The sequence below is a fragment of the Pseudoalteromonas sp. ABE4_541 genome (assembly GCF_056312285.1).
Genome location: NZ_JBSVEM010000010.1, coordinates 116,025 through 141,163 on the forward strand (window position 1 = coordinate 116,025; position 25,139 = coordinate 141,163).

General features: G+C 43.0%; 22 protein-coding genes. 9 read left to right on the forward strand and 13 right to left on the reverse strand.

Translation table 11 applies throughout. The features are described from left to right. The first annotated feature begins 46 nt into the window (after positions 1-46). Positions 47-265 carry a DUF3820 family protein gene (locus ACW689_RS11710; protein WP_476291515.1) on the forward strand — a complete coding sequence of 73 codons (219 nt, stop codon included), beginning with the start codon at positions 47-49 and terminating at the stop codon, positions 263-265. Between the two features lies 1 nt (position 266). Here the strand turns inward: ACW689_RS11710 and ACW689_RS11715 are convergent, their stop codons facing one another. The 5 genes from ACW689_RS11715 to ilvY all read right to left on the reverse strand — a co-directional run bounded on the left by ACW689_RS11715 (position 267) and on the right by ilvY (position 7,791). Then, complete coding sequence (locus tag ACW689_RS11715; protein WP_476291517.1) at positions 267-1,256, reverse strand: sterol desaturase family protein; 990 nt, start codon at positions 1,254-1,256, stop codon at positions 267-269. A 60-nt stretch (positions 1,257-1,316) separates the two neighbouring features. Beyond that, positions 1,317-3,500 (reverse strand): TonB-dependent receptor family protein, encoded by a 2,184-nt coding sequence (locus ACW689_RS11720; RefSeq protein ID WP_476291519.1) that lies wholly within the window; start codon positions 3,498-3,500, stop codon positions 1,317-1,319. A 10-nt stretch (positions 3,501-3,510) separates the two neighbouring features. Beyond that, entirely contained in the window at positions 3,511-4,803 is a 1,293-nt protein-coding gene (locus tag ACW689_RS11725; protein WP_476291521.1) for an imelysin family protein, read from the reverse strand. A gap of 87 nt (positions 4,804-4,890) precedes the next feature. Continuing rightward, on the reverse strand, positions 4,891-6,624 hold the full coding sequence (locus ACW689_RS11730) for a DUF4856 domain-containing protein (protein ID WP_476291523.1): 1,734 nt from the start codon (positions 6,622-6,624) through the stop codon (positions 4,891-4,893). A 267-nt stretch (positions 6,625-6,891) separates the two neighbouring features. After that, positions 6,892-7,791, reverse strand: a complete 900-nt coding sequence (gene ilvY / locus ACW689_RS11735; RefSeq protein ID WP_476291525.1) for an HTH-type transcriptional activator IlvY — start codon at positions 7,789-7,791, stop codon at positions 6,892-6,894. A gap of 122 nt (positions 7,792-7,913) precedes the next feature. Here ilvY and ilvC point away from each other — a divergent pair, with 122 nt between their 5' ends. The 4 genes from ilvC (at position 7,914) to ACW689_RS11755 (ending at position 13,829) form a co-directional block, all read left to right on the forward strand. Beyond that, on the forward strand, positions 7,914-9,386 hold the full coding sequence (gene ilvC / locus ACW689_RS11740; RefSeq protein ID WP_476291527.1) for a ketol-acid reductoisomerase: 1,473 nt from the start codon (positions 7,914-7,916) through the stop codon (positions 9,384-9,386). 284 nt (positions 9,387-9,670) lie between these two features. After that, positions 9,671-11,581 (forward strand): methyl-accepting chemotaxis protein, encoded by a 1,911-nt coding sequence (locus ACW689_RS11745; protein WP_476291529.1) that lies wholly within the window; start codon positions 9,671-9,673, stop codon positions 11,579-11,581. 189 nt (positions 11,582-11,770) lie between these two features. Beyond that, positions 11,771-12,949, forward strand: a complete 1,179-nt coding sequence (locus ACW689_RS11750; protein ID WP_476291531.1) for a tetratricopeptide repeat protein — start codon at positions 11,771-11,773, stop codon at positions 12,947-12,949. Beyond that, positions 12,891-13,829 (forward strand): M28 family peptidase, encoded by a 939-nt coding sequence (locus ACW689_RS11755; RefSeq protein ID WP_476291533.1) that lies wholly within the window; start codon positions 12,891-12,893, stop codon positions 13,827-13,829. The genes ACW689_RS11750 and ACW689_RS11755 overlap by 59 nt, the downstream gene beginning before the upstream one ends. On the opposite strand, the gene ACW689_RS11760 is transcribed toward ACW689_RS11755, so the two are convergent. Beyond that, entirely contained in the window at positions 13,757-14,077 is a 321-nt protein-coding gene (locus tag ACW689_RS11760) for a GIY-YIG nuclease family protein (protein ID WP_476291617.1), read from the reverse strand. The genes ACW689_RS11755 and ACW689_RS11760 overlap by 73 nt on opposite strands. Before the next feature lie 119 nt (positions 14,078-14,196). Between ACW689_RS11760 and ACW689_RS11765 the strand changes: the two genes are divergently transcribed. Continuing rightward, complete coding sequence (locus tag ACW689_RS11765) at positions 14,197-14,556, forward strand: outer membrane protein assembly factor BamE (protein ID WP_476291535.1); 360 nt, start codon at positions 14,197-14,199, stop codon at positions 14,554-14,556. Positions 14,557-14,741: 185 nt separating this feature from the next. On the opposite strand, the gene ACW689_RS11770 is transcribed toward ACW689_RS11765, so the two are convergent. Further along, entirely contained in the window at positions 14,742-15,062 is a 321-nt protein-coding gene (locus ACW689_RS11770) for an RnfH family protein (RefSeq protein WP_476291537.1), read from the reverse strand. Next, on the reverse strand, positions 15,062-15,496 hold the full coding sequence (locus ACW689_RS11775; protein ID WP_476291539.1) for a type II toxin-antitoxin system RatA family toxin: 435 nt from the start codon (positions 15,494-15,496) through the stop codon (positions 15,062-15,064). The genes ACW689_RS11770 and ACW689_RS11775 overlap by 1 nt, the downstream gene beginning before the upstream one ends. A 140-nt stretch (positions 15,497-15,636) precedes the next feature. Here ACW689_RS11775 and smpB point away from each other — a divergent pair, with 140 nt between their 5' ends. Then, the gene (gene smpB / locus ACW689_RS11780) at positions 15,637-16,119 is read left to right on the forward strand and encodes an SsrA-binding protein SmpB (protein WP_070984725.1); all 483 of its coding nucleotides are present in this window, start codon (positions 15,637-15,639) and stop codon (positions 16,117-16,119) included. Between the two features lie 90 nt (positions 16,120-16,209). On the opposite strand, the gene fabB is transcribed toward smpB, so the two are convergent. Next, positions 16,210-17,424 (reverse strand): beta-ketoacyl-ACP synthase I, encoded by a 1,215-nt coding sequence (fabB, locus tag ACW689_RS11785; RefSeq protein ID WP_476291541.1) that lies wholly within the window; start codon positions 17,422-17,424, stop codon positions 16,210-16,212. 179 nt (positions 17,425-17,603) lie between these two features. Here fabB and mnmC point away from each other — a divergent pair, with 179 nt between their 5' ends. Beyond that, positions 17,604-19,589 carry a bifunctional tRNA (5-methylaminomethyl-2-thiouridine)(34)-methyltransferase MnmC2/FAD-dependent 5-carboxymethylaminomethyl-2-thiouridine(34) oxidoreductase MnmC1 gene (mnmC, locus tag ACW689_RS11790; RefSeq protein ID WP_476291543.1) on the forward strand — a complete coding sequence of 662 codons (1,986 nt, stop codon included), beginning with the start codon at positions 17,604-17,606 and terminating at the stop codon, positions 19,587-19,589. 78 nt (positions 19,590-19,667) lie between these two features. Here the strand turns inward: mnmC and ACW689_RS11795 are convergent, their stop codons facing one another. Next, entirely contained in the window at positions 19,668-20,495 is an 828-nt protein-coding gene (locus tag ACW689_RS11795) for a flagellar protein MotY (RefSeq protein WP_476291619.1), read from the reverse strand. Between the two features lie 206 nt (positions 20,496-20,701). Here ACW689_RS11795 and rnt point away from each other — a divergent pair, with 206 nt between their 5' ends. Continuing rightward, a complete protein-coding gene (gene rnt, locus ACW689_RS11800; RefSeq protein WP_476291545.1) occupies positions 20,702-21,364 on the forward strand; it encodes a ribonuclease T in 663 nt (220 codons plus the stop codon). A 51-nt stretch (positions 21,365-21,415) separates the two neighbouring features. On the opposite strand, the gene gap is transcribed toward rnt, so the two are convergent. From gap to edd, 3 genes are read right to left on the reverse strand one after another with little or no spacing between them, the layout of a single operon-like run. Next, positions 21,416-22,420: a type I glyceraldehyde-3-phosphate dehydrogenase gene (gap, locus tag ACW689_RS11805; protein ID WP_476291547.1), complete on the reverse strand. Its 1,005-nt coding sequence runs from the start codon at positions 22,418-22,420 to the stop codon at positions 21,416-21,418. Between the two features lie 16 nt (positions 22,421-22,436). Continuing rightward, a complete protein-coding gene (gene eda, locus ACW689_RS11810) occupies positions 22,437-23,057 on the reverse strand; it encodes a bifunctional 4-hydroxy-2-oxoglutarate aldolase/2-dehydro-3-deoxy-phosphogluconate aldolase (RefSeq protein WP_476291549.1) in 621 nt (206 codons plus the stop codon). Between the two features lie 26 nt (positions 23,058-23,083). Then, on the reverse strand, positions 23,084-24,937 hold the full coding sequence (gene edd, locus ACW689_RS11815; protein WP_476291551.1) for a phosphogluconate dehydratase: 1,854 nt from the start codon (positions 24,935-24,937) through the stop codon (positions 23,084-23,086). Positions 24,938-25,139 lie beyond the last annotated feature (202 nt).

Sequence of the window (25,139 nt, forward strand, 5' to 3'; positions counted from 1 at the left end):
TTTTGCTTGCTACAATCGGCGCATTATTGAGATTGATAGAAACGACATGCAAGACCAACAAGCTTTGATGGACGCCATCAACACCAAAATGCCATTTGGTAAATACGCTGGTACTCCCCTACTTTTGCTCCCAGAGCCGTACATTGTTTGGTTTAAGCAAAAAGGCTTTCCAAGTGGAAAGCTCGGTGAGCAACTTGCCATGATCTACGAAGTAAAATTAAATGGCCTTGAGCAAATGCTCATGCCATTGCTGCGCTCGCAATAGATTAAGGTTCCACCTTATCTTTATGAGTCCGCTTTATTGTTCCTGCTTTTGCCAATAAAGGCAGCGCCGCCTGTTTAAAAGGTTTTAGGTAAATGGCCGTTAATGAATCATGGCCCGCATCGTACTGACCCACCCCAATGTTAATATCTTTAGCTTCAGATGCTTTGATAAGTGAGCCATACATTCGGTCCCAAACCGCCAATGCTGAGCCTAGGTTGGTATCAAAATGTGCTGGATTATCGCTGTGATGAATTTGATGCTGTGCAGGACTGATAAACCAACCTTCCAAACGATCTCCCCAACTAAAGCGAATATGCGAATGCCGTAAATTTGCACCACTAATATTAAACACAAATACAAAAGCGTTAGCACCTAGAATATCGTACATGCTTAAGCCTGTTCCAAACAAATGATAACCTAGGCCCACCACAACCCCCTGTGTAAGAGCCATGCGACACGCATATAAATAGCTTTCTACTGGATGAGAACGATAAATAGTAAATGGCGTTAATACCTTCGCCGAATGATGAACCTTATGAAACTCCCACAAAAAACCGACTTTATGGAGCAACAGGTGTAAAACGAAACGAGTTAAGTCATCGACCAAAAACAGTAAGAAAGTAAAGATAGCAATCACTGAAAGCGCCGACCAAGGCAAATGTAAAGGCTGGCCAAAACACCACTCCAATAACTCAGTCGTGGCCATTGCGACAGGTACCATAGTCAATACAATTGGTGCAAACAACGCGGCCTTAAGTAATACATTACTTACTAACAGGCAGTAATCTATACGTGCGCTCTGGCATAACCACACATCTTTGGGGAACAAAAAACGCAAAAAGCCCATCAATGAACGCTGATGCTGTGCAGCAAAATACACGGGAATAGCCATCAAAACAGCACTGAGCAAATACGGAATATAGATACGCTTGTTCGCATCCAACAGATAGCTCGGTAAGGAAATAAAGCTTTGCCACATATTTTCTAGCATGATTACCTCAAAAAAAGGGCCATAAAATGGCCCTGTCGTTTTGTCTATTCGCGCATGGCCTTAGAACTGATATTTATAACCTAGCGTAACCTGTCGTGGTTTACCTGGACGCGCACCATATGGACGACGGCTAACGATTTCGGTTTCATCAAACAAGTTGTCAACTTTAGCGTAAATACGGCCATATTCGCCCAATTCATAGCTTGCTGACGCATCTACAACTAAGTTAGATGGCACCTTTTTACCTGAAAGTGACACACCTTGACCTGCGGCTTCTGACATTGAGCCCACGTATTTAAACGCGAATGATAGCTTCCAATCAGACGTGGCTAAACCGATGTTAAAGGTAGCCTGATGGTTAGGCAAATAAGGTAACTCATCCCCTTTTTCTACCTTACCCCATTGCGCAAAGTCAGAGTCGAAGCTATGCAAAAATTCACTCTTGGTGTAAGTATAAACTAGGCTATAAGGCATTTCTAAGTGCATACTTAATGGATAGCTTTGTGCAAATTGTGCTTCAATACCATACACATCCACTTCACCACCGTTGAACTCTTGGTCTATCTGATTTCCAATACCACAGTTTGATTGGCTACAACTCTCTTTTAAATTGCTGTAATCGCTAAAAAAGCTCACTAATTCAAGCTGAGTTACACCATCATTAAATCGCCCACCAAACTCATAGTTAACACTTTTTTCTAGCTTAACATCATTTTTTTGAGCGGGAGAGAAAGGCACAAAACCTTGGTGCACACCAAATAATAACCCAGACTCTTCAGAGAGTTTGTAAAAGCCGCTCACACCTGGCAGCCAAATACGAGTCGTCTTTTCTCTCCAATCAAGCGCATCTTTGTTATTTTGATAACGCATGTCCATCAACTCACCACGTACACCAAGGCCAAGCGTCAGCGCATCTATGGTCACTTGATCTTCCAAATACACAGACCAAGCATCGGTCGCTTCTGTGTCTAGCGTGGTAAACGCTTTTTCTTGCCCGGTATTTGCAACAAAGCCATTGGTCATCGCATAAACTTGCTCAAAGTGCTTACGTTCAATTTCATCTTCGTGATAACGAACACCTGCAGATATCTTATGCTGCAGGTCAAACCAATTGAACTTCATCGTGGCATCAACTTGCACACCTTGAGAAAAATACTCACGGTCATTGGTACCCATGACCAAATTGTGAGCGTAGTTTCGCCCTTCGATACGCGAATCCATTTGCCCTGAAATGACAGCATACTCGTCTGCATATTCAATCGGGTCAGCTAAAATAGCTGATAATGATGCTGAATTCTTCGCATTTGTTACACTATTGAGTTTGCGCCATGCGCGTTCATAGTCATTTCGATATACGCGTGTTGTTACTTTTATGTCATCACCATCTAGGTAGTGTGAAAACATAACTTGCTGATGTTGAGTATCCATTAACGCGTCTTGGGAAGCGGCGTAACGACGATACGGCGTTTTAGCAAAGTCTTCGTCTGTTAAGCCAAGATATGTTTCATCCGACTCTTCATCCGCATACGACAACTTCAGACCAAAGGTATGATCAAACGCGCTGGTGCGCATTTTGTAATTAAATTTGGCCAACAAATCATTTTTATTGAAACCCGTATCTCCGCCACCATCTAAGTCTTTAAAACCGTCTGCTTTAAGATTGACACCTTCAAGCAAAAAGCCCACATTGTTAACAACTGAGCCAAAATGACCGTGCACTTTTTGATAACCATCGCTGCCAGCGGCAATATCAATGCCGCCTTCTGTAAACTCTGGTACAGGACGCGTAACTAGGTTAATCGTTCCAGCGACAGTCTGTGGGCCATATTTAATGGCCGCAGGACCCTTAAATACTTCAACAGCGGTCATTCGCGTGGTTACAGGGAAATAGTAAGCCGCAGGCGCTGAATATGGCGATGGACCAATTAAAACACCATCTTCTAAGATAGTGATTTTTTTACTACGCTCTGGTGTGACACCACGAAAACCTATATTTGGGCGCAAGCCATAGCCATCTTCCTCGCGAATATTAACACCCGGCACGGATGCCAAAATACGATGAATATCGTCGTACTCGTACTTTGCAAGCTGCTCTTCAGTTAACAAAGTAGCCGATCCAGCCTCAGTACGGAGTTTGTCGTAATGGCTCAGGATTTGAATGTGCTCTAGCTCATTGTCATTATCAGCGGCCATGGCCGTGGGCATCGCAATTGCAACAGCCAAAGCTAACAAAGATTTTTGCATAAATGGTCCTTTAGTCATTGTCACCTGCCGAAGTTTTTGGCAGCTCTAAAGCTAGTTTATTGATAAAGTCATTTTTTAGCTGATCGGTCACAGCTTTAACATCACCGTGCGTTTTCTCTACGCCAGCTTTGTCAGCAGTCAGTGCCGTTTGTAAGCTGCCTTCAAGGGCATTAGCTGCTGCCTTAGCTTGCGCTATGCCAGCTAGCATTTTCTCTTTGGTATCACTCGCTTGTTGCTCATCTAGAAAATCATCAAAACCAACGTTATCTGCATCACTATTACCACCAAGGAAAACCTTCTCAAACGCATCAATATTTGCTTTGATATTCTCGATGGAGTGTTTGGCGTAAACAGACTCTACCGCTTCAGGACAAACTTCTAAACCACATTGATTGTCGAATAAGCCCAGTGGCGTCGCCAGTTTGTAATCTTTGAGCTCTTCGGTCATATAAAAAAGCGCATCAGAGATCTCGTTAACGGCTTTAGTTTCAGTTGCAAATTTATTACCCGGTTGGCCTGCATTTTTTAGCACTTGTGCGTAACCTTGGTCACCCTTCCATTGCGTCAGTAAAGTCTGTGCCGATAGATTCAAATCATGCGCCACTTCAACCGCAAATTTACAACGCGCAACCTTTCTTGGCTGCTCATCGCGGGTATTCCAATCAGCCAGAATATCACCCGCTGTAAGACTACCGCAGCTATACGCCAATTGATCATTGAACAATAGATACTCTAGCGCGTCTAAGCCTCGGCGTTTATCTGAGCGATCACTGATTTTATAAGGGGTACCATTAACATTACCTTGCTCAAAATACACGACGTCTTGGTCAACGCTACAAGTGTTCGCTTTTGGCCAAGAGTAAATATCATTTCTTAAATGCTTGTCGTTTTCTAGCAAAGGCCCGACTATCATCAACTCCGCATGTTGCCAGCTCACCATCGTGTTACGCCAAGCATTTTGCGCCACTTGCAAGGCTTCATCACGAGCTACTTTCGCAGCACTGTCTTGCATCGAAGGGTCAAAACTCGTTTCCAAATCACAATAGCCTTTAACTGCACTCGGTAGTGACTGAGCCTGACTTGCAAATGCGTCAAAGGTAGGCGTTATTACATTATCGGTTAGATTAGCAATTAGCTGTTTCTTTTCAAACGTACTATTGCCTGGATCTGTAACAGTGCCAGAATCACTATCTGTGCCTTTATCCGCATTTGGCCCTGCAGAACTCGATGTACTTTCGCCACATCCACTGAGCAGTGCAGCGATAAGACCTGCCAATGCCAAAGGTTTTAATGCTGGTGCCATCAATCACCTCTTTTTATTCGATTTTATATACGACAAAAGGCTAGCTTCGAAAAGCTAACCTTTTTCAACAAAGTTAAATTTATACGATTACCAAGCAGCTACAACCGCCGCATCGAAACCATATACTTGTTGCAAAATATCACGTGCCGCTTTTAAGTCAGCGATGTAAGCTTCAACGTCAACTTGTGCACCTAACACTGGCTTATTGCCCATTAGAGTGTGCATTTGCGCAAATTTACCAGCGTTTGCTTCACTCTTAAATGGTGATTCTGGGTTAAATTGAAGGTTTAATGCAAAACCTTTCATTTCAGACCAATGCTTGGCAAGTGTTGCAAACTTCGCAGCATCATACTCACCCGCTTTCATTTCTTCTAAATCAGCAACACTGTCGTTGATGTAGTGAACAACCGTTGCTGAAATTGATTTTTCCCAAGCAGCCGTTGCCGCGACAGCATAAGCTTTCAATTGCGTTAACTGCTCAGCAGTTAGTTCAGTGCCTACGTTATCAGCAATTAATTTACGACCCGCGAAAAATGCATCAAATGCTTCTTTACTGTAATCAGTAGCACCATCTGAGCCTAAATCACGCTTAGCTGCGTTGGTTGAGTTACCAAAGTTATACTCAGCATTTACGTCGATTTTGCCATCGGCATTATAGTCGTTTTTACCTTGCCAGTTTTCACGGCCGCCTTTACCTGCTACTTCTTCGTCAGAATAAGCCAGGTAGTTACGTGCCGCACCGAAATAACCAAAGCCTTCATCCCATTGATGCTCAAGGTTTGTATATGACTTGTCACCCGGAATATTGCTTGTTTGAAGGCCTTTACCTTCCGTTGCGTCATCTAAGTAGTCATCTGCACCTTGAGAAAATGCAACCGCACCGTATAAGAACTTTTGTGTAAGTTGCTTAAGGTCGACGCCATCAGCCGTGACATAATGCGTTTCAATTTCTTTACCATTTGGTGCTAGCACTGACGGCTGCTGCACACGTTCTACCAATTGTGCAAATAGTGCATTCATTAAACCTTCAGGCGTGTTGGTTTCAAGACCAGCCCAGCCTTCAAAGCTAGTCGCATCATTCCAATCTTTATGTTGGCCTGTTGCGTCATTGCCCGCAATCTTACCGCTTAAGTCTTTGTGGCTACCCGAAATAGCCGCTAGAGTCGCTTGTTGCGCATTTTCAACAAACGTTAAATTCATATTTCCTGCAATCACTTCATAATCAGTATCTGAAATTTTGTAATACTGCATTAATTTAGCAAGTAGCAGATCCGCAGTCATGCTTTGCGCATCAGTCGCAAAATTATCACCAATATAGTTGTACAATTCCTTGATTAATACGTGACGGGCAATTTGACCAGAGTAAGATACGCTTGACTCGCCTTGTGCATTTCTAAAGTCATAGTCTTTTGAGTCCGCTACGTTAAACGTCACTGATTGAGTGAAAGTGTTACTTGCACTGTCTGTAACAGTCACATCTAATGACACTTCTGATTGCGTTTCATAATCGAAGGTAGCTGAGTCTTTCAGTTTTAGTGTCGTTGCGTCAATTTCAAAAAGTTCACTATCAACCGAGAATGTAAATGTTTCACCTGCATCTGAGTCAGACGCACTCAAAGTACCAATCACTTGGCCTGCCACATTTTCATGAATTTGCGCTTCAACCGCTAATGCAATCGCTGTAGGTTTGCTATTAGTTGTACCCCCATTATCGGTATCTGGTGTTTTAGATGCATCATTTGAGCTAGAACCACCACAAGCGGTTAAACCCAGTGTTGCAACTAAAATTGAAGTAGCGAGCAGAGACTTTCGTAAAACCATGAACGAGTTCCTTTGAAATTGTTAAAATTGTATTTCTTTTATCTGGCTCCAAAGTATACACATATCTAAATGACAATCAATATTATTTGCGTTGACTGCATAAAGTTGAGAATTATTATCACTTCCTTTGACTTAAAACAAACAAGCGCCAAATGCCTAGGCTAAAGGTTTCTAGGCCCATATCGCTGATTTTTGAAATAAAGCAAGCAAAGTTAACTAATACAACTTAGCAACAGAACAGTTGCGCAAACCTAAACAAACACCGTGTTACTCACAAAATATTTCCTGTGCTGTTTGCCACAAAGCCTTAACGACTGGATCTTGCAAACGTTTACTTTTTGTTATCAAACCGATTTCAATGCCTTCCAGTTGTTGTCGTGTTTTTAAGTGCTGCACTTGCTTATTAAATGGGCTTTGCTCTAAAACAATTTTGGGCACGCAAGCGACGCCAAAACCAAGGCTGGCTAAAGCCACCATAGCCTCATGCCCCGACACATGTGCATAGACTCTAGGCGTTAAATTTTGTGATACGCAAAATGTGTCGACCCTATCTTTTAAAACACCATGTTCCGGCATAATAAACGGTAACTTCGACCATAACTCAGCTTCTCCAGTATAGTCGTTAATAAGTTCCGCTAGTGGGCAATCCATCACAGGTCCAATTAAGACAAGTTCAGTTTGACCTAATGGCAGATATTCAATGCCTTGTGGCAAGTTCTGCGGTTTAACTGCCACCGCTACATCTTCCTTACCCGCCTGCACGTGATTTATAGAAAAAGCAGGATCTCCGGTATTGAGGTTAAGCTCCACCGCAGGAAAACGTTTTCTAAATAGTGCGAACAGGTCGTAAGTGAAGCTATAAGTTGCAGTGACAGAGCAATACATACTGAGTTCGCCACTCAAGGGCTCGTCATTGTTCTGACAGCGGCTTTTAAACTGTCGCCATTTCGCCAATGTTACTTGTGCATACTCAATAAAAGCTTTGCCGTGAGCCGTGAGTGTAACCGTTCGATTATCACGTAAAAACAAAGTTGTACCTAGCTCGTCCTCCAGTTGTTTGATCTGCCGGCTTAACGTCGGTGCACTCACGTGACATAGCTCACTGGCTCTTGCAAAGTGCAATGTTTCTGCCAATGTCAGGAAGTAATTAAGTTGCCTGTGATCCACAAATCACCTTTCAAAAAATGAAATACAGTAATTCAAATATATCATTTTACGTAATTAACAACAGCCCGTATGCTCAATTCAAATCATCTTCTAACGACAATAGAACTATTAAAGGTACTAACATGGCGAACTACTTCAATACTTTACCGCTTAGAGAACAGCTGGCTCAATTGGCACAGTGCGAATTTATGGACCCGCGCGAATTTGATGACGGTGTAAAAGTTTTAGAAGGTAAAAAATTAGTTATTGTGGGGTGTGGTGCACAAGGTTTAAACCAAGGTCTCAACTTGCGTGACTCAGGTCTTGATGTCAGCTATGCGCTACGCGAGTCTGCAATCTCTGAAAAACGTCAATCATTTTTAAACGCATCCGAAAATGGCTTTACAGTTGGTACCTATGAAGAACTGATCCCAAGTGCTGATCTTGTTTTAAATTTAACACCTGACAAACAACATACTTCGGTTGTTAATGCCGTTATGCCGCTGATGAAACAAGGCGCAACACTTGCCTACTCGCACGGCTTTAATATTGTTGAAGAAGGTATGCAGGTACGTGAAGACATTACGGTTATTATGGTCGCGCCAAAATGCCCTGGCACTGAAGTTCGTGAAGAATATAAGCGCGGTTTTGGTGTACCAACGCTTATCGCGGTTCACCCAGAAAATGACCCCGAAGGTAAAGGTCTTGCACAAGCTAAAGCCTATGCTGCTGGCACTGGCGGACACAAAGCAGGCGTATTGCACTCGTCTTTCATTGCGGAAGTAAAGTCTGACCTAATGGGCGAGCAAACTATTTTGTGCGGTATGTTACAGACAGGCTCACTATTGTGTTTTGACAAAATGGTGGAGCAAGGTGTCGATGCTGGCTATGCATCAAAATTAATTCAATATGGTTGGGAGGTGATCACCGAGGCATTAAAACACGGTGGTATTACCAACATGATGGACCGCCTATCAAACCCAGCAAAAGTAAAAGCCTTTGAGTTAAGTGAATCACTAAAGACGACAATGCGACCACTTTACAACAAGCATATGGACGACATCATCAGCGGCGAATTCTCAAAAGGGATGATGGCCGATTGGGCAGAAGACGACGCCAAACTTCTTTCATGGCGCGCAGACACCGCTAACACAGCATTTGAAAAGCAGCAAAATAGCGAAGCTGAAATCTCTGAACAAGAATTCTTCGACAACGGTATTTTAATGGTTGCTATGGTTAAAGCGGGTGTTGAGCTTGCTTTCGAAACCATGACTGCTGCCGGCATTATTGATGAGTCTGCTTATTATGAATCACTGCACGAAACACCACTTATTGCTAATACCATAGCGCGTAAGAAGCTATTTGAAATGAATAGAACCATTTCAGATACGGCTGAATACGGTTGTTATCTGTATAACCACGCATGTTTACCTCTATTACAGCCGTTTATGCGCGACATCAACACTGATGTAATTGGTAAAGGCCTTGATTTACAAAGTAACTATGTAGATAACCAACAGCTGATCCAAGTTAATCAAGCTATCCGTAATCACCCAGTTGAAAAGATTGGGGAAACACTTCGCGGGTACATGTCTGCAATGAAGAAAATTGTATAAGCCATCAAGGGCAAGTTATTGCATTGTCTTGCCCTGTTTTTAACAGTTCGCTTGTTAGAAACCAAGCCCATCTGCACCTGCAATGGGCTTTTTCATTACCTCAATACTTCCCTAAAAAGTCTGCTTGCCCCTATACTGCTTAGAGTATTATATCTATTTAAAAAAGTTGTATAATATATATTCAATTAACATTATTTTGTTATTTCCATATAGCATAGAAATAATATACCCCTATTATTGTGTATGCTAAGATAAATAATTCAGTTTGGTAAAAAGATCATTAAATGCAGATGTACAATCTAACTATCACTCAAAGGATCACGCTACTTGGTAGCTTAATCGCGATTGTTGTAGCCTGTTTCATTGGCGCAACAGCGGTTTATAGTGCTAAAACCATGACTGAAAAAAGGATGTTAGAGTCAGAACTACCCGCAAAGGTAGAAAGTATTAATAAATCTATAACCCAGCAAATTTTGCAATTAAAAAGTGCGGCACAACAACTTTCAAGCAATTTACTCATTATCGATATGGCTAAGCAAGGTGATATGAATGAGCAACTGCTGATCAACGAATTAAAGCGCATTGCACAGCAATATGATTTAGTCACCGCATCTTGGGCTAACCGAGACACCGCACAATATTGGAACCAAAATGGCTTCTTAAGAGTACTCAATAAGCAGCAAGATGGCTGGTTTTTTGGTTTTACTCAAAGCGGAAACTCTTTTTCAATCAGCATTTTTCAAGAAGCGCCTGGTGATGTGAAAATGTTTGTAAATCATCAACAAACAACTGGCACAGGCCTTGCCGGGCTTGCCAAAAGTATCGATGATATGCAGCAAATGCTCAGTGACATGAAGATAGAGCAAACGGGCTTTGTCTACGTTGTTAATAGTCAGGGCAAAGTACAATTGCACCCAGATGCGAGCAAAGTTGCCAAAAGCAGCTTAAGTGACTTCTATGGAAGCGATGCAGGAAATTTACTCAATGGTCGTGCCTTTACAGTCGATACAGTAAAACTAAAAGGCAAAGATACGATTGTGGCGTCTAGCCCGATCCCTGAAACTGACCTTTTTGTCATTGCACAAGTGCCAGCTAGTGAAGTGTATGATGAGATCAATGCACTGCAATGGAAAATCGTTTTATTCGCGTTGTTCACGGCATTAGTTGCAAGTTTTGTCAGCCTTCTAATGGCTAAGAACCTTAGCGCCCCGCTTTCTAATATGGCCCAATTATTTGCAAGTTTGGGTAGCGGAGATGCTCGCCTGAACTATCGCGTACCAAATTCAAACCAACCTGAGTTACAGGCTCTGGCTGATGGGTTCAATCAGTTTATTTCTAAAATTGAGTCGGCAATTAAAATGGTTGCGAGTGAAAGCAGCGATATTCGACAAGCCAGTGAGCAAGTTTTTGAACAAAGTCATAACAACTCGCAAGCGTTAGACGATCAAAAATCGCAAACTCTGACGGTTGCCGCTGCCATCAATGAAATGGGTGCCACAGTGCAAGAGATCGCTGGCAGCGCCAACAACTCTGCCAAGCTGACGGAACAGAGTAAGGCGTCTTCTGAACAAAGCCACCACACTGTGCAAAAAAGCCAAGAAACGCTACAGTCGTTGGCTTCTGACATTGATGCCATGGCGACAGAAGTCGAAACCTTGGCAAGTAAAACACAATCGATTGCTAACATCGTTGACGTTATTCGTGGCATCTCCGAGCAAACAAACCTGCTTGCACTCAATGCAGCGATTGAATCTGCAAGGGCTGGTGAGCATGGTCGTGGTTTTGCTGTGGTTGCAGACGAAGTGAGAGCACTTGCGAGCCGCACGTCTAAGTCAACAGATGAGATCCAGTCAACGATTACTGAGTTAACGCAATCGTCCGATGCGATAGTGGCACAAATAAATCAATCTAAGCAGCAAGCTGAGCATTGCGTAGATAGTATGCAAACATCCGTAGAATTGATGGCAGACGTCACAGAAACTGCGAACCAGATTAATGACATGACAACGCTCATTGCCGCAGCAACTGAACAGCAAAGTAATGTTGTTGCCGATGTTGGTCGTAGTATCGAGCATATCAGCTCAATCAGTGATGATGTGATGAATGCACAGCTTAATACTGAACAAGCCATTCAAGCACTCGCAGCATCTGCAAAATCACTTGATGACCTAGTTGCAAGCTTCGAAAAAGAATAACCGATTTCGCAGCGGTACCTCACCGCTGCGCCTCCTGCTCCCCCACTTTTTCCTGCACCAGCGAAATGTATTTTCACTTTAGCCGGTCTGCTTTTAAAGCCACATGAAATACTTTGTAACTTTTAAACGCGCTTTAGGCTTAAAAAATAGGCTATGCTAAGTGTATGTAGCTGTATCAGGAAACAAGTTATGCTGAAATGTAAATTATTAATTTGTTGTGCAACACTCGTCAGCACACTTGCAATCACGGGATGTAATAGTACACAAAATTCAGTGCTGGTTGATGAAAGTCTTGCAAATAACAACGCTTTTAAACGCCAAGCTGTAGAAAGTGAACACGATGTATTCTATTTAGATACCGACATCACATCTCAACTGGCCAACTACTTTAGAAAAGATACACCTCAGCTGGGTCAAACAAAGGCACTGATGCAATTATTAGTGGACAATGGAGAAGCATCCCTGTCCTACCAATCTGATGCAAACCTCACCGCTTCACAAGCGTATTATAATTTAAACGCGAATTGTTTATCACTTTCCATACTGGCGTACAGTATGTCGAAATATCTTGGCTTTAATGTGCAGTTTCAGCGTGTTCATATTCCTGAGTATTGGGATCAGAGCCAAGGGTACAGCTTGCTAACTGGGCATGTAAATTTAGTTGTGTCGGAAGCCAATCGCACAATAGATAATAGCCAAGTGATGTACACTCGCCCCAGATCGATAGTGATAGACTTTGATCCAAATAGCCGACGTCAATTTTTCCAAACTTCAAACATAAGCAAAAAGCGTATCTTGTCGATGTTTTACAGTAATAAAGGCGCTATGGCCCTAGTCAGTGGCAATGGCGACCTTGCTTACAGTTACCTGTATGAAGCGGTGAAAGCAGACCCTTTATACTCGGGTGCTTGGGGGAACCTCGGTATCCTATATCGCATGGGTGGGTTTTATGAGCAAGCAGAAAAAACCTACAATCAAGCGCTGGCACTCAACCCAGAAAATAACAATGTTCTCGGTAATCTCGCCATTTTATATAAGTTAACAGACCGAGTGGAGGCTGGTGAACAAATACTCGCACGCCTAGATGAGAAACGTAAAAACAACCCTTACTATTCTATCGTTAAAGGTAATGAAGCGCTCAATCACAATAAGCTCTCAGAAGCGTTATCACACTTTCGCAAAGCAAGAGATCTTGATAGCAAGTTACACGACAGCTATTTTGGCATGGCAAAAGTTTATTATTTAAAAGGCGACCATGAACGTGCTAAACAATACCTTTCTAAAGCTTATGAGCATTCGGATTTTGAACATGACCGCAACCGCTACCAAGGCAAACTACAGTGGCTTAACGCAGTGGCTAAAAATTAGTTTATCCATTTTAAGTTGTGCATCGTCGATGGCGGTGTCACAACCGCTTTATAATGATTTGCAAGTCCTAACAAGCATCAACCACGCAGGCAGAGAAGCTGGCAGTGAATTACCAAATAAAAGTGCACGATACCTTTTCGAACGTTTTCAACAGTTAGGACTTAAGAGCGAATTTCAAACCTTTAATTTTAAATCAGGCTTTTTTGAGCAATCTAAAGGGCATAATGTCATCGCCCATTTACCATGTAACATGATGTCATGTGGTAAAACAATTGTGATCACTGCCCACTATGATCACCTGGGAAGTAATGGCAGAAAAATCTATGCGGGTGCTAACGACAATGCCTCTGGTACGGCAGCACTCATGGCGATTGCGGCTCGTTTAAAAAATATTCGCCGGCAACACAACGTGGTTTTTGTGGCAACTGACGCGGAAGAAAAAGGCCTTTTAGGAGCTAAACACTATACTAGCCAAATTCGTGATAACACGCAGTATGCACTCAATATCAATTTAGATATGCTCGCAATAAATAGCAAAAACACCCTTTATGTTATGCATTCCAAAACGGCTAAACCTTACACTCAAAAACTAGATAAACTTAGAAGAGACAGCTTCAATCTGAAGTTAGTCGGCTCACCAAGAAGGATGCAGCGAATTTTAAACGATGATCGTATAGACTGGCTTAAAGCAAGTGATCACTACGCGTTTTACCGCGCAGGCATACCGTATCTTTACTTTGGAATGGGAGAAGATAAAAATCATCATAGCGTTAAGGATACCCTAGAATCTATAGACTTTGACAAATATCAACAAGTGGTAATATTCATCAGTGACTTTATGGTCTCGTTACTAGAGCGTCCATCAAAATTAACAAGTTGAACTTTTTTAGCTTTTGGCAGTTTTTTGATTTGCCATTCCAATTTACTTGCTTGACTCTTATCACCCACTTCATAGCTGTAAACAAGCTTTAGCGGACCTTTGCCACGTAAGTTTTTCGCACCTTTTCCATTTGAGTGCGCTGCGACTCGTGCAGCAACATCGGTGGTTATTCCCGTATACCAATGTCCGTGCTTTGTCTCAACGATATAAATAAACCAAGGTGCTCGTTTTTGGGCTTGAGATGTCATATCAAAAACTCTTAATGGAAACTTTTTACCTGTTACATGGTCGAAGTTCGACAAGAAGCTTTACCTTCTGCGCTTAATCAGTATCATGCAAATAACACAAAATAAGGATACACAAATACATGCTGTCTAATAAATCCCTTTCTGTATGGCTCAGTGCTATTTTAATTACTGTGATGTTATCTGGCTGTTCAAGCTGGGTGTATCGCATTAATGTGCCACAAGGTAACTTTTTAGAGCAGTCAGATGTAGATAAGCTACGTATCGACATGACTCGCGAGCAAGTTTTATTCGTACTTGGCACGCCAATCGCGAAAGATGCTTTTAATGAGCAAAAGTGGCATTACGCCTATGTTTTCAACATTGACCGTCCATCTGAGCAACGTAAATCACTTACAGTGTATTTTGAAGGTGACAAACTTAGCAAAATTACAGGTGACTTCGATCAACCAGCAGAATTTAACGTGCCACTTGATCAATAACTGATATTTAAAAAAGGGCCAACATGGCCCTTTTTCATTTATATTGCGCTAATACCGATGGGCAATAACACTTACTCATTTTGAGTAACTCAACCTCACGATAGTAAGCCGCGATAGCAGTGCTAGCGACAAGGTTTACTTACCTCAAAATAGGCCACGTAGCGAAGCCGATTGATATAAAACAATTAACTCAGCGGACGCCCACCAGTTATCTTATTCGCGCGCCCCTCTTCTTTTGCCTTTTCAGCCCTGCGGCGTCTGACATCTTTTGGATCAGCAATCAGAGGTCGGTAAATCTCTATTCTATCCCCTTCTTTCACCACTTGATGATTTTTTACGGTTCGATTCCAAATACCCAAAGTAAGCGCAGTAGCATCAATTTCAGGACATTTATCTAAGATACCTGACTGCATGACTACTTGCTCAGCAGAGGTGCCCTCTGCTACATCCAAGTGAAGACAAGTTGCTTTGTGAGGCACGGCATACACAACTTCCACTTTAATCATTATCGAGCTCCGTACACTGTTTTAGCACGTTGCGTAAATGCAGCAACCATGCTTTTAGCAACTTCGTTAAAGACTTTTCCAAAAGCCATTTCAATGAGCTTGCTGGCAAACTCAAACTCTAGTTTCAAACTTACTTTACAGGCTTGCTCATCCAATTCAGTGAATTGCCAATAACCATGCAAAGATTTAAACGGACCGTCTACTAATTGCATGTGTACCGTATTGCCATCAAAGCTATTTTTGGTGGTAAACCATTTTTTGAGACCCGCTTTTGAGATCTCTAAACTCGCAGTCATATTATCTGCATTCGCTTGAATTATTTTTGCATTTGAACAGTGTGGCAAAAAAGCTGGATACGCATCCACATCATTGACCAAATCAAACATTTCTTGGGTGCTATACATCACCAACGCGCTTTTTTCTATTTGTGGCATAGTTACTCCAATTCATTTGCGCCGATTTTAGCAAGCTTTTTAAGAATTATCTTGTGCGCATTCCCTGTGTAAGCGAAAATAAGCTCTAAAATAAAAAAAGCGCTGTTTTCCGCCCTCTTTTCTAGGTAAACTAAGCCATTATGGCAAAGAAAAAATCATCAAAATCAACAAGCAATACTATCGCGCTCAACAAAAAGGCGCGTCACGAGTATTTTTTAAACGATAAATTCGAAGCAGGTATTGAACTTCAAGGCTGGGAAGTTAAAAGCATCCGTGCCGGTAAGGTCAATATTTCTGATACTTATATTCACCTTAAAGATGGCGAAGCATTTTTGCTTGGCAGTCAAATTCAACCACTTAATAGCGCCTCAACGCACGTTATTTGTGATCCTATGCGCTATCGTAAGCTGTTACTCAACAAACGCGAGATTGACCGATTAGTTGGTGCTACCGAGCGTGAAGGTTATTCACTCATAGCTACAGCGATGTACTGGAAAAAGTGCTGGGTTAAGCTCGAGTTTCATTTGGCCAAAGGTAAGAAAATGCATGACAAACGTGCTGATACCAAAGAGAAAGATTGGTCGAGAGAAAAAGAGCGTTTGATGAAACACAAAGCCCGATAAAAAAAGCCTCATTTGAGGCTTTTTTTGAACGCCTAATTCCAAAACGTAAAAAGCCCCGCTTTAGCGAGGCTCCAACCAGCTAGTGATCCATTAGCCTTTGTACTTTTGCATCACCAATGTTGCGTTCGTACCGCCAAAGCCAAAGCTGTTTGACATCACGGTATTAAGCTCAACATCACGACGCTCAGTCACAATGTCTAAACCTTTTGCTTGTTCATCCAGCTCATCAATGTTGATAGATGGTGCAACAAAGTTATTTTCTAGCATAAGCAGTGAAAAGATAGCTTCATGCACGCCAGCGGCACCGAGTGCATGACCTGTCATTGCTTTCGTTGCGCTGATCGCAGGCGAGTTATCGGCAAATAGCTCTTGAATGGCGCCAAGCTCTTTCACGTCACCTACCGGCGTTGATGTACCATGTGTGTTTAAGTAATCCACTGGACCTTGAACATCTGCAAGCGCCTGCTTCATGCAACGCACCGCGCCTTCACCAGATGGTGCAACCATGTCATAGCCATCAGAGTTCGCACCGTAACCAACAATCTCAGCATAGATATGTGCACCACGAGCTAGGGCATGCTCGAGCTCTTCAACAACCACAATACCACCACCACCAGAGATAACAAAGCCATCACGATTAGCATCGTAAGTACGTGATGCCTTGTCTGGCGTTTCATTGTACTTGGTCGACAAAGCGCCCATTGCATCAAATTCCATCGCTAAGGTCCAATGAAGCTCTTCACCACCACCTGCGAAAATTACGTCTTGCTTACCAAGCTGAATTTGCTCAACTGCGTTGCCAATACAATGTGCTGATGTCGCACACGCTGAGCTAATTGAGTAGTTCACACCTTTAATTTTGAATGGCGTAGCCAAACACGCCGACGCTGTACTGCCCATTGTGCGTGGAACCATATATGGACCAACGCGTTTCACGCCTTTTTCACGTAAAATGTCTGCAGCTTCTACTTGATTCTTTGATGACGCGCCACCTGAACCAACGATAAGACCCGTGCGCTCATTTGAAACTTGTTCTTCTGTTAGGCCTGCATCTTCAATTGCTTGGGCCATTGAAATATACGCGTATGCCGCCGCATCGCCCATAAAGCGAAGCGCTTTACGGTCAACAAATTGTGCAACATCAATATCAATGTTGCCTGACACATGACTACGCATCTTCATGTCGGCAAACTCTTGATTAAATACAATACCGCTTTTGCCTAATTTTAATGACTCTAGTACTTCTTGTTTGTTGTTACCGATGCTAGAAACAACACCGATCCCCGTAATAACGGCTCTTCTCATGGGTAAATTCCCTTAGTCTTTACTTTATTGCTGCTATTCTACGCTGAAATCAACAACTAAGTGGTCAGCTTTCCAGCGTACACACGTACTCTGAATTAATTTTGCAAAAATTACAACGGACGAAGACATCTAAATCACGTAAAATATAGCAAATATTTTTGCCGTACTGACTTTGTTTTATGATCAAGAATGCACAAATCCATTTCAATGACATGGGCACGCCTGTAGCCGATGACTTTGGTGATGTTTACTTTTCAAATGATGATGGCCTTGGGGAGTCTCATTATGTTTTTTTTACCCAAAATCGTATCGCCGAGCGCTTGCAAAATCACGACCAAAAACACTTTGTAATCGCAGAAACCGGTTTTGGCACTGGACTCAACTTTCTCAATGCTTGGCAGCAATTTAACAGCCTCAAACAAACCCAAGCAGTGCCTCGTTTGCACTTTATCTCCTTTGAAAAGTACCCGATCAGTCTTGGAGATTTAACAAAAGCATTAGCGGCGTGGCCAACACTTGAGCATTATGCTCAGCAGCTGTGCACGCAATACCCAATGGCGTTAGCAGGTTGTCATCGGCTTGAGTTTGACAATGGCCATGTCACATTAGACTTATGGTTTGGTGATGTGCACGAATCGATTCCGCAGATCAGCTGTCAGTCTCAAGGCTTAGTTGACGCATGGTTCTTAGATGGCTTCGCGCCAAGTAAAAATCCCGATATGTGGCAACAGTCTTTGTTTGACGCTATGGCCAACCTGAGCCGCCAAGGGGCAACATTTGCTACCTTCACTGCTGCTGGATTTGTCCGTAGGGGACTACAGCAAGCTGGTTTTGAATGTAAAAAAGTCAAAGGCTATGGCAAAAAGCGAGAAATGGTGGTCGGAACCTTTAGCCAAGCAAATGATTATTCCAGCACACCACAATACTATGCGGTAGAACCTGCACGACTCGATAATGTCGCTATCATTGGTGGCGGAATTGCCAGTGCCTGCTTAGCATACCAGCTAAGTAAACGAGGCATCAAAAGCACGCTTTTTTGCCAAGATGACGCGCTTGCAAAAGGCGCTTCACATAACCGCCAAGGCGCTGTTTATCCAAACTTACAAGCAGATCATACACCGTCGAGTGAGTTTTATGCCCATAGCTTTTTATACGCTAAGCGTTTTTATCAAAATATATTCAACACGGGTTTTCATTACGAGCATCAATGGTGCGGAGTTTTGTTACAAGCCATCAATGACAGTAAATTAGCCATTCAAGAAAACTTGATAAAAAAGGGCGTGTGGCCACTTGAACTGATAAAGTCATTGAATGACCAAGACGCAAGCAAAGTTGCAGGAGTTGCGCTCCCATACCCTGGTTTATTTATCCCAGAGGCTGGATGGGTCAACCCAGCACAGCTGACTCAAGCTGTTTCTCAAGCTGCCAATCAACAACACAAGCTTGATACCCACTTAAATACTGATATTGAGAAATTAGAAAAAATAGAGCAAGGCTGGATGCTGCATAGTAAGCAACAAAGTTTTGGTCCTTTCAGCGATGTGTTTATTTGCGCGGGCGAGCATAGTGACCGCTTTGAGCAAACCCAGTCTTTGCCGATACAAGGAGTCAGAGGGCAAGTATCACACATTGAAAGTTCCGACACATCTTCGAAGCTAAAAACGGTGATATGCCATAAAGGCTATTTCACACCAGCTCATCAAGGGTTGCACTGCATGGGGGCAACTTTTGATAAAGATACCAAGAGCAGAGAAATAAAAGAGCAAGACAACGATACTAACCAAAAGCAGCTTAATAAATTTTATGCCGACAGTGAATTCGCGCAATCTTTAGGGGCAATAACGGGCGCTAAAGCTGCGGTTAGGTGCTGCTTTTCAGATCATCTCCCCATGCTAGGTCAAGTGCCAGATATTGATGACCTGACAACCACTTATGCAAATTTGCGTAAAGGTAAGCACTATGGTTTTGGTGAACTAACACGGCCACATAGTGGACTCCATGTGGTGACAGGTTTTGGTGCTCGGGGACTTTGTAGCGCTCCTCTGGCGACTGAACATTTGATTGCAAGCTTGTGTAATGAGCCCCGCCCTTACAGCGAGCGAGTCCATCAGGCGCTTCATCCAAATAGGTTCTTAATACGAAACTTAATCCGCAATAAAGTTTAAGCACTAATCTTCCCATTTACAGCAATAAAAAAGCCACATTTCGATGTGGCTCTTTTATTTAAGCGAACACTTGTAAGCTTAAGGTCTGGAAATTTGGATAACAACTCGGCGGTTTCGGTTTCGACCAACAGCATTATCATTTGGCGCAACATGGCGCTTCTCACCAAACCCTTCTGTTAATATGCGTTCTGCCTCTACTCCTTTACTGGTCATATACTCTTTTATCGCGTCTGCCCGTTTTCTTGAGAGCTCCATGTTAGTCCAACGACCACCATGACTGTCAGTATAAGCAGAAATATAAATAGATTCGATGTTGGCATCATTATTTAAATACTCTCCAATCATATCCAAACGCTTTCTTGAAGACTTAGTCAGCTCGCTAGAATTCTTTTTATAGTTCATCACCGTAAAGGCAATATCTTCGAAACTGTATGGCAATAGCTCATCTCGGCATTGCAAAAATGCCCAATAGGCTTGCTTAAAATTCACAGATGAAAGCGCGACCGAGATTTGATCTTGGCTATTTTGCCAATCTTTGTAATAAAACGTAGGAAAGTAGCCTTTTTCCAATTCACTCAACATTTCCCATGAAAGCTGATTATCAAGTTCGCCATCAAACTTTTTCAGTAACTGCATTTTGCCAATGTCTCTGGCTGGTATACCCGCTCGCCACGCTGGCGGCACTGATTGCAAACCAGCAAAATCATAGGTCTCTGGCCTTACGACCATATCGAGGTTAAATGTGAGGTCTTTATTTTTACTTGCTGCAACCGAGAAAATCGCATCACCGTAATAAGGCACTTCATGAAGCAAAGTACACTCAAGGCGCTTGTTCTTTTGCAAAGTCCAATTCGACATATCGGTATCGGCGCTATATTGCCGCATTGCCGCATGAGCTTGACCCATCGCTAGTATCAGCAAACTTACTGTTAATAAATGACCTTTTGTACTCACAACCCTACTCCGCTTTGCCAACTTTTTGTCGTGGCCCACTACTCAGTTTGAAAATGCAATAATCATGCCTTAGCAAGGCAAGCAAGACTAAACTCCGATTCGCTTATTTACGCTCACCTTGTATAATGGGCAGCTAAAATTTAGCAACCTATAAGATTATGGCAGATCAAGAGCAAACTCTATACTCGAAACGTTTTCGAGGTTTCTTTCCTGTAGTTATCGACGTGGAAACCGCAGGCTTTAACAAAGATACAGATGCACTTCTAGAAATCGCCGTTACGACCTTAAAAATGGATGATAACGGCATACTTAGTTTGGACCAAACCTTACATTTTCATGTTGAGCCGTTTGAAGGCGCAAACATCGAGCAATCTGCCATCGAGTTCAATGGTATCGACCCATTTTCTCCTCTTCGAGGTGCTGTGGCAGAAACTGATGCCATTAAAGAAATTTGTAAAATGGTAAGAAAAGCACAAAAAGCGGCCGGCTGCTCACGCTCAGTTGTGGTAGCCCACAATGCAGCATTTGATCACGGCTTTTTAAATGCCGCCATTGAGCGTAACAATATTAAGCGCACACCTTTTCACCCATTTGTGAGCTTTGATACAACCTCATTGGCAGGCCTTGCGTTAGGTCAAACCGTACTTGCAAAAGCATGTCGTACCGCTGGGATTGAGTTTGATAACGCGCAAGCACATTCAGCGTTATATGATACACAGCGCACTGCGGAATTGTTTTGTCATATCGTCAACAAGTGGCAAGCGCTTGGCGGATGGCCTCTACCTGTTGATGCAGACTCAGAAGAGCCTGTTAGCAACTAATAAAAAAGCCGCTAATCAGCGGCTTTTTCATAAAGTTTACTTCCGTATCAATTACAAAAACTGACCTAACGCTTTTACCTGATCAATCATACGATTTGAGAAGCCCCATTCGTTGTCGTACCAAGCCATTACTTTTACAAGTTTGCCATCGGCTTTGGTTTGTGATGCATCAAATACAGACGACGCTGGGTTATGATTAAAGTCGATAGATACTAACGGTAATTCGTTATATTCAAGAATACCCGCCATAGAGCCTTCAGATGCTGCTTTAACGACTTGATTCACTTCTTCAATCGTCGTGTCACGCTTAGCAATGAACGTCAAATCAACCAAAGATACGTTGATGGTTGGTACGCGTACCGCCATGCCATCTAACTTACCGTCAAGCTCTGGTAAAACCAAGCCAACCGCTTTTGCTGCTCCCGTTTTAGTTGGGATCATTGACTGTGTTGCACTGCGTGCACGATATAAATCTTTGTGATACACATCACTTAGGTTTTGATCATTTGTATAAGCATGAATCGTTGTCATGCTGCCTTGCTCAATGCCAATCACATCATTTAGCGCTTTGGCAATTGGCGCTAAGCAGTTCGTTGTACATGATGCATTTGAAATGATGTTGCTTTGCGCGTTTAACACGTTGCTGTTTACACCGTGCACAACCGTTGCATCCATATCAGTACCTGGCGCTGATACGATCACTTTTTTCGCGCCCGCTTCAATGTGCTTTGCCGCCGCTTCACGCGATGTGAACAAACCTGTACACTCTAATACGATATCGACGTTTAATGCTTTCCAAGGTAAGTTTGCAGGATCACGCTCTTGCGTTAGTGTAATTTCATCGTTACCCACAACCAATGTTGTGCCATGTAAAGAAACTGTTTGATTAAAACGGCCATGCACTGAGTCAAACTGTGTTAAGTGTGCATTGACGTTAGCCGGTGCTAAATCGTTGATGGCAACGATGCGAATCTGTTCGTTTTGGCCTGACTCATAAAGCGCTCGTAAAACATTGCGACCGATACGTCCATAGCCATTAATTGCGATATTGATCATGATGCTATCCCCTTGATTATTTAACTTCACTTGCTTGTTTTGCAAGCGCTTCAATGGCTTGCCAGTCTTTGTTAGCGATAAGCTGTTTATCAAGCATCCAGGTTCCGCCAACACAAATTACGTTGTTCAGCGCCAAGTATTTAGGCGCACTTTCTAATGTGATCCCACCAGTTGGACAAAACGTTACCTGTGGTAACGGGCCGCCAATTGATTTCAACATTGGCGCACCACCGGCAGCCTCCGCTGGGAAAAATTTCAAATATTTAAAGCCATGTGATGCTAACTTCATCACTTCACTTGGCGTTGCGGCACCCGGCAAAAATGGAATGTCTGACTCTTTTGCTAATGCTAAAAGTTCATCGTTAATGCCCGGGCTCACCATAAAATCAGCACCTGCGGCAACCGACGCCTCAAATGTGGCTTTATCAACCACAGTTCCCGTACCTACATACGCCTCAGGCACGGTTTCTTTCATAATTTTTACCGCTTGTGCAGCCACTGGTGTACGTAACGTGATCTCTAATGCTTTTAGACCACCGTTGTACAACGCTTGGGCCAATGGTGCCGCGTCTTCTAAGTTATCAATCACAACCACTGGAACTACCGGTGCTGATGATAAAATTTGTTCAATACTCATGTTCGTCCTCATTCCCAATGCTTGTATTATTCTTCTATACCAAAGGCACTTGCGCCTAAGTCTGCACTGCTAACAATATTTCTAAATCCGGCAAACAACTCACGACCTGTACCGTATGTCATACCGGTTTGTGTAAGCTGCGCATCACGCGCTGCGATTTCTTCATCCGACACATGTACCTTCAACACGCCTGCGGGTGCATCTAAGGTGATTAAGTCACCATCGTAGATCTTCGCGATAATGCCACCCTCCACAGCTTCAGGGGCTAAGTGAATAGCTGCAGGTACTTTGCCTGAAGCGCCTGACATCCTGCCATCAGTCACTATCGCCACTTTATAACCTTGGTCTTGTAAGGTTGCCATGACCGGTGTCAACTTATGCAGCTCTGGCATCCCTTTGGCTTTTGGGCCTTGCTCTTTAATAACAGCAATAAAATCTTGATTCAGTTCACCTTTTGCAAAGGCATCTTGCAATGCGCTTTGAGAGCTAAATACCTTCGCTGGTGCGCTAACTACTCGATGTTGTTCTTGCACTGCTGACACTTTGATAACTGCTTTACCTAAGTTACCAGTTAACAATTGCAAGCCACCTTGTTTGCTGAATGGGTCGCTAACCGGGCGCAATACTTCTTCATCTAACGAGTTTTCTGGGCATGCCACCCACGTCACTTTGCTTGGGCCTGTACTGTTAGTCATGATGACATTAGCATCACTCGCTAACATTGGCTCTTGGGTATAGGCATCAAGGCCTTCTCCAACAATGGTTTTAACATCATTATGAAGGAACCCGGCATCGCGCAACTCTCGCATCAAGAAGCCCATGCCACCAGCAGCTTGAAAATGATTAACATCCGCTGAGCCGTTGGGGTAAATACGCGTCAGTAATGGCACAACTTCAGACAAGTCAGCCATATCTTTCCAGTTAATTTGTACGCCCGCCGCTTTGGCCATCGCAACCAAGTGAATGGCATGGTTGGTCGAGCCACCTGTTGCAAGTAAGCCAACTAAACCGTTAATCACGGTTTTCTCGCTCACGACATCAGCAAGACAGTTAACATTTTTGTTTTGCGTCAATTCTTTAAGCATGTGCTCAACCGCATTACCCGTTAAGCCATCTCTTAATTCTGTATAAGGATTAATGAAAGAGCTTCCAGGAAGGTGTAAGCCCATAATTTCCATCAACATTTGGTTCGAGTTTGCAGTACCGTAAAACGTACAGGTACCCGCACTGTGATAAGATGCACTCTCCGCCTCTAGCAGTTCCTCACGGCTTACTAAACCTTGTGCAAACTTTTGGCGAACACGCGCTTTTTCTTTATTTGGAATACCCGATTGCATTGGGCCTGCTGGTAAGAAGTACACAGGTAAGTGGCCGAAAGACAAAGCGCCAATTAGTAGTCCTGGGACAATTTTGTCACACACACCTAAGCAAAATACGCCATCGAACACATCGTGAGATAGTGAGATGGCCGTTGACATAGCAATCACATCTCGAGAAAACAGTGACAGCTCCATACCGTCACGCCCTTGCGTTACACCGTCACACATCGCAGGCACACCACCTGCCACTTGCGCAGTCGCATCGTATTTTTCAGCTATTTGTTTGATTAAATCTGGGTATTCTTTGTATGGAACATGGGCTGAAAGCATGTCGTTGTATGCATTAATGATGGCTAAATTTGGTTGCTCATCTTCTTTCAATCTTGCTTTGTCTGCACTTGAACATGCCGCCATAACGTGTGCAATGTTGCCGCATCCTAGACCTGCTCGTACACGCGTTTGTTTTTTTGCTTGATTTATGCGCTCTAGATAGGCTTGGCGTGTTGCTTGGCTGCGCTCAATAACACGTTCGGTAACTTCTTTAATTCGAGGATGCAACATATATTCGACTCATTTCTCTATATAGGTTAGAGGAAAAAGGCTCAGCGCGACCAAAGACTCCACTCCAATCTTTGCACTGAGCACATTTTGATTTACCCGTTCAAAGGTACGGTATCAGGTTGTCTCTCACCCCAACCTGACACCGGTGTCACTTTATTAACGCACATTCATGACACCGGTGTCAACCTTTACTCTTAAAATT